This window comes from Segatella cerevisiae (genome assembly GCF_024054555.1).
In the GTDB taxonomy this organism is placed as follows: Bacteria; Bacteroidota; Bacteroidia; order Bacteroidales; family Bacteroidaceae; genus Prevotella; species Prevotella cerevisiae.
In genome coordinates, this window is sequence record NZ_JAMXLY010000081.1 from 1 (window position 1) to 5,693 (window position 5,693).

The 5,693-nt window shown below is 42.1% G+C and carries 2 protein-coding genes; both read left to right on the top strand.

Translation table 11 applies throughout. From position 1 onward, the window contains the following. The first annotated feature begins 119 nt into the window (after positions 1-119). Positions 120-3,593: a SusC/RagA family TonB-linked outer membrane protein gene (locus NG821_RS12215; protein WP_252761939.1), complete on the top strand. Its 3,474-nt coding sequence runs from the start codon at positions 120-122 to the stop codon at positions 3,591-3,593. Between the two features lie 33 nt (positions 3,594-3,626). After that, entirely contained in the window at positions 3,627-5,540 is a 1,914-nt protein-coding gene (locus NG821_RS12220; RefSeq protein WP_252761940.1) for a SusD/RagB family nutrient-binding outer membrane lipoprotein, read from the top strand. Positions 5,541-5,693 lie beyond the last annotated feature (153 nt).

A 5,693-nucleotide genomic window follows, 5' to 3' on the forward strand; every position in this document is an offset into this window, starting at 1 on the left:
CCTAAGCCAATAGCCGCAGACAGCATACCGCAGCCTGCTTATTCTTTTATTGTGTCAAAACAAATAAGTTAAACCTGAATAGCCGATTTACTGGCTGTTCGCAATAAAAACATTTTCGAATGAAACATTCTAATTTCAAGCGAAGTGTTCCGACATTTCTGTTGTGTGTTGCTTGTTCAAGCGGAGCGTATGCAGGAATTTTGGATGTTAATACTGGAACTGCGAATGGATTGGTATCTAAGTCGGTGGTCAAGGAGACTTCGCTGCCTTCAGAGAAAACCCAGAAAGTTTCCGGTACAGTTGTAGATGCTAAGGGTGATCCTATTATTGGTGCTACCGTTATCATCAAAGGTTCTTCTAAAGGTGTCGTTACGGATGTTGATGGTAAGTATGCCATTGATTGTCCCTCAAACGCCATTTTGAATTTCTCTTATATAGGTTATGTTTCCAAAGCATTTCCTGTTAATGGCAAGAAAACCATTAATGTACAACTTTCAGACGAAGCCACTAACCTGTCTGAAGTAGTTGTCACTGCATTGAGCATCAAGCGTGAGACAAAAGCTTTAGGCTATGCCGTAACGACTGTCGGCGGTGATGAAATTGATCGTGCTCAAACCGTTTCTCCTGTGGCTGCTCTTCAAGGAAAAGTAGCCGGCGTTGAAATCAATCAAGGTGATGGTGGTATGTTTGGCTCTACCAAGATTCAGATTCGTGGTGCTTCTACATTGAGCAGTAACAACCAACCTATATTCGTGGTCGATGGGGTCATCCTGGATAATGCCAGCAGTAATTCTGGTGACGCAGACTGGGATTCCAATATCAATGACTATGGTAACGAATTGAAGAATCTGAATCCTGATGATTTTGCCAGCGTATCTGTATTGAAAGGTGCTGCTGCCACAGCCCTCTACGGCTCTCGTGGCTTGAATGGTGCTGTTGTCATTACGACCAAGAGTGGCAGTAAGACTCGTGGCCTTGGAATTCATTTTTCACAGACTCTTGGCATAGATCATGTGTATAAATCACCGGATCTCCAAAATGAATATCTGGAAGGTGCTTTCCCCGGTGAGGTACTTTATGGTGACGATTATGATAAGACCGGTAACCGATGGTCAGATAACATGACAGCTTATACGCGTAACAGCAATAAGGACTATTCTATGATCAGCCAGCATGATTCCAACAATGCTGCTTCCGGTTGGGCTTGGGGCCCGAATATATCCTGGGCAAAAGGGAAGACCTTCGAACAGTATGATGGGACGATGGGGTCAATGAATATCTACAAGGATAATTATAAAGATGCTTATCAGTCAGGTGTCAACACCAATACCAATGTATCTTTACAGGGTGGTAATGACCGGACCACATTTTATGCTTCTGCCTCTTATAAATATAATAAAGGTACGGTGCCGAATAACACCTTCAGCCGTTTTTCTTTCTTAGGCAAAGCTTCTCAAAAGATTGGCGATAATGTCAAACTTGACTTTTCCATCAACTTTGCGCAGTCTCAACCACGTAATGCAGCCAATAATATTGGAGAGTATTTTGCTACAGGTACTTTTCCTCGTGAATATGATGTCAATAAATATAAACATCTCTATAAAGGTCCTCACGGAGGTATAGCAAGTTCTACTTATGGTGATCCCTATGCATCCGTCCCAGGAAAGGGTCTTTGGTGGGACATCTACGAGAATAACTATGAGCAGACCGAGACTTCCGTTCGTCCAATAGTCAATCTGTCATGGAATGCTACCAAATGGTTGCAGTTTACCGCGGGCGGAAACTTGAATTACTACTATATTGACAGTGAAGGCAAAGACCCTGGAAGCGGTTATGCTAACCAAGGTGGTTCCTATGCAATCACCTCTCAGAGTGTAAAACAAGAGAATGCTTATGCAGCCGCTAACGCTAACTACCAGATTAATGATGATTGGGAGGTCCATGGATTCGTTCGTGGAGAATACTTCAATCAAAGTGGTATGTACCATTCGGAGTCAACGAACGGAGGTTTAATCGTACCTAATCAGTACTTTATAGCCAACTCTGTAAATCAGGCCAGTTTCGCAGGATATAAGTTTAATACCAAGCGTATCGTTTCTACGATCTTTGCTGCAGGAACGAGTTGGAAAGATCAGTTATTCCTTGATATTACCGGCCGTAATGACTGGTCCTCAGCTCTTGTCTATACAAATGGAAGAGGTAATTTCTCCTATTTTTATCCGTCTATATCCGGTTCCTGGATTCTGTCTGAAACGTTTAAGGACAAATTGCCAAAGTGGGTTACCTTTGCTAAGGTTCGGGCATCATGGGCTCAGGTAGGACATGATACTGATCCTTACTATATCAATTCCGGCTATACCCTTCGTTCATATACGAAGGATAACACTAAAGTCTATGGGCTGGAGCTGCCCACTTCCATTAAGAGCACTAACCTGAAACCTGAACGAAAGACTTCTTGGGAGGTCGGCCTGGACTGGCGTTTTATCAATAACCGCATCGGAATTGACTTCACCTACTATCATGAAGATACTCGTAATCAGATCATGCCGATCTCTGTTCCCAAATGGTCCGGAGAAAGCAGCGAACTGATCAATGCCGGTGATATACGTAACTCCGGTATCGAACTCGCTTTAAACACAACTCCCTATCGGTCTAAGGACTGGCAGTGGGATATCAACTTCACCTACACCAGAAACCGTGATAAGATTGTCAGTCTTTCTAAAGACGTAGCTAACTGGATCGTCCTTGATGGTAGTGTCGACTATGGTAACTACCGTATCGGCAGTGTGGCTAAGATCGGTTCTGACTATGGTTTGCTGATGTCCGATGCTCTCCCTAAGAAGGATGAGAAGACAGGCAAGTGGATCGTCGGCTATTCCAGCAGTTTACATACTCCTTATGCTAAACGGGACGGTACCGTTAAGGAAATCGGCAGTATGATACCAGACTTTCTTGGATCAATGAATACCACCCTGCGTTATAAGAATCTGAGTATGTACCTTTCACTTGATGCACGTTTCGGCGGTTATGTAGCTTCTTATAATTCACGCTATGCCACCGCTTATGGTTTTGCCAAGACCTCTTTGAAGTATCGTACCGGTGAGACATGGACGAGTAACTACAGTGATTGCAAAGGAAAGACTTTTACAGATGGTTTTATTCCTGATGTCATCTTTGATAAAGGTACCGTTGTTACGACCCCTTCCGGCAAGAGTGTTGATGTAGGTGGAATGACTTACCAAGAGGCTTTCGACAAAGGTTATGTAGAATATGCACACAAGCAGAGTTGGGCTTATTATATCAATAGTTGGGGAAACGGTGTCATCAATAATGATTGGTTTAAGAAACTGAATTATATTGCTTTACGTGAAATCACATTGAATTATGCTTTTCCTCAAAGCGTTTACAAGTATCTCCATGCGACCAGCCTTAACCTCAGTGTGACTTGCCGTAACGTTGGTTACTTACTCAACACAGCTCCAAACCACGAGAATCCGGAATCTATCCGTGGTACTGCCGCTTCCGAATTCCGTATGCGTTCATTCGGACCTTATACTCGTAACTATCTGTTCACGATCAGTGCAACATTCTAATCCATTATTTCAAGGATGTTAAAGATTATAATTATGAATAAGAAGAAAATATCAAATAGATCTCTTGCTGCAATTCTGATGGGAATAGCATTACTTGTCACAGGATGTAGCAGGAACGAGTTCGACTCTATCAATACGGACCCGACAACGATTGGTACAGCAAATGTACAATATTTGCTCACTCAGGAGCAGACCTCTTATCAGCCTTTTGATTATCTGCTTTGGTTTTATGACGGTTCTTATACTTCTCATCTGGATCAGGCTTATACTCCTTCGGGCAGTTTCAATGATCTGTTCAATCGACTCGGTTCACTGGGAGGAGTTGGCTCACAATTCCTGGATACCAGGAAGTACGAACTGGAGATTGAAAATACAGCTTCAGCTGCTGATAATCCTGATCAATATAAGGCTATTGAGGGAATTTCTAATATTCTGACAGTGTCTTTGGCCATTACAGATGCAGATATGTTTGGCTCCATGCCTTATTCTGAAACTTGTAAATTGAAATTTGATGGTACATTAACCCCATCTTATGAGAATCAGGAAACTTTATTTAAAGAATGGCTGGATGAACTGAATGGTGATATTGCATCTCTGGAAACCAAGAACCAACTTTCCATTGGTAAAAATGATATTGTCTACAATGGCGACTATAGCAAGTGGGTAAAATTTGCCAATGGTTTGAAATTGAAGATTGCCGTACGTTTACTTCATCAGAACAAAACCGAGGCTTTTAAAATTGCTGAGGAAGTTGGTGCAAGTGATAATAATATCATGAACGGCCTGACAGATGACTATATTTACAATCGTGGTACAGTCGCAGGTGATGGTGGCAATGATGACTATGTCTATCAGACCGGCAACTCCGTCAGTCTGGGTAGTGCCAGTAAGAATGTGATTGATTTCATGAAGAAGAACAAAGATCCTCGTATGCTCGTAATGTTTACCAAGAATGACTTCAACAAAGAGGTAATACAAGCCTTTTTTGATGCTGAGGCTAATGGTGATACCCGCGTTCAGGTACCTAAGTATATTCTTGATAATGTCAATTATACTACTGATGGCAGTGGGAAAAAGACCTTTGTCAGTTGGAAAGGTGCCGGTGAACCTTGGTGTCGCTATTATGGCATTCCTATTGGCATCGATCTGAATGATAATCCAGCCTATACAGGTGAAGACAATTACTTTACGAGTTCTCGCTGGAAAGTTACAGTAGGAGATAAAAGTAAGACCTATGCTCCATATTCAAGTTTCAATGAGGAATTGGTTCGCGGACGTTGTGACTTTACTTATCCTACAAAACCGGATGGATCTACTTATCAGGACACGGAGGATGTGCCTTGGTGGGGCATGACAATGAGCACAGCAGAAATGAACTTATATCTTGCTGAATTCAAGACATTAGGTGCAAACTTGCCAAAATCTGCTGAGACTTACTTTAAGACAGCTGTTGAGGCTTCTTGCAAAGAGTATGAGGACCTTGCAGTATTGAATAAGATTCCTTATACTACAGAGCAGTCTTTTTATAGTGAACTTGGTGATAAGGTCATCACTTACGGTGATACGGATATTGAAGCATTGATGGGTCAGAGTGATTACCAGCTTACAGGTGATAAGGCCTCTGATCTGGAGAAGATTTACTTGCAGATGTATTTGCATTTTTACTATCAGCCCATTGACCAGTTTGTTACCGTCCGCCGTTCTGGTGTTCCTAAGACAGACAGCAAATTGATTCCTTGGGTGAGCATGAAAGCAAGTAATCAGATTCCACGTCGTTTCTATGAGGTAAAGCCATCAGATGCAGATAAGATGAAAGATCAGATTGAGGATGCTTATTCCAAAGAGGGATTCACCTTTACTGATGGCTCAGATCCAACTTTGTTGAACACAGAGCGTGTTTGGTATGATAAGGGCGCTCCTGAGTTTGGCGCAGGTCCTAATTATTAATCTGATTCTTTATATAGATAACGAAGAGAGGGTGTGTCAAAAGATACATCCTCTTTTTTGTTTCTCATTCTCAGTTATCTTTGCCATTTACTGTCAGGCTGCGATTTTTCCATCGCACATGATCAATTGCAGTGTATTCTGCCTCAGACAAGT

What these genes read in the sequence shown, in the direction of transcription:
- NG821_RS12220 (WP_252761940.1), top strand. Translation starts at nt 3,627, where the DNA reads ATGAATAAGAAGAAAATATCAAATAGATCTCTTGCTGCAATTCTGATG.
- NG821_RS12215 (WP_252761939.1), top strand. Translation starts at nt 120, where the DNA reads ATGAAACATTCTAATTTCAAGCGAAGTGTTCCGACATTTCTGTTGTGT.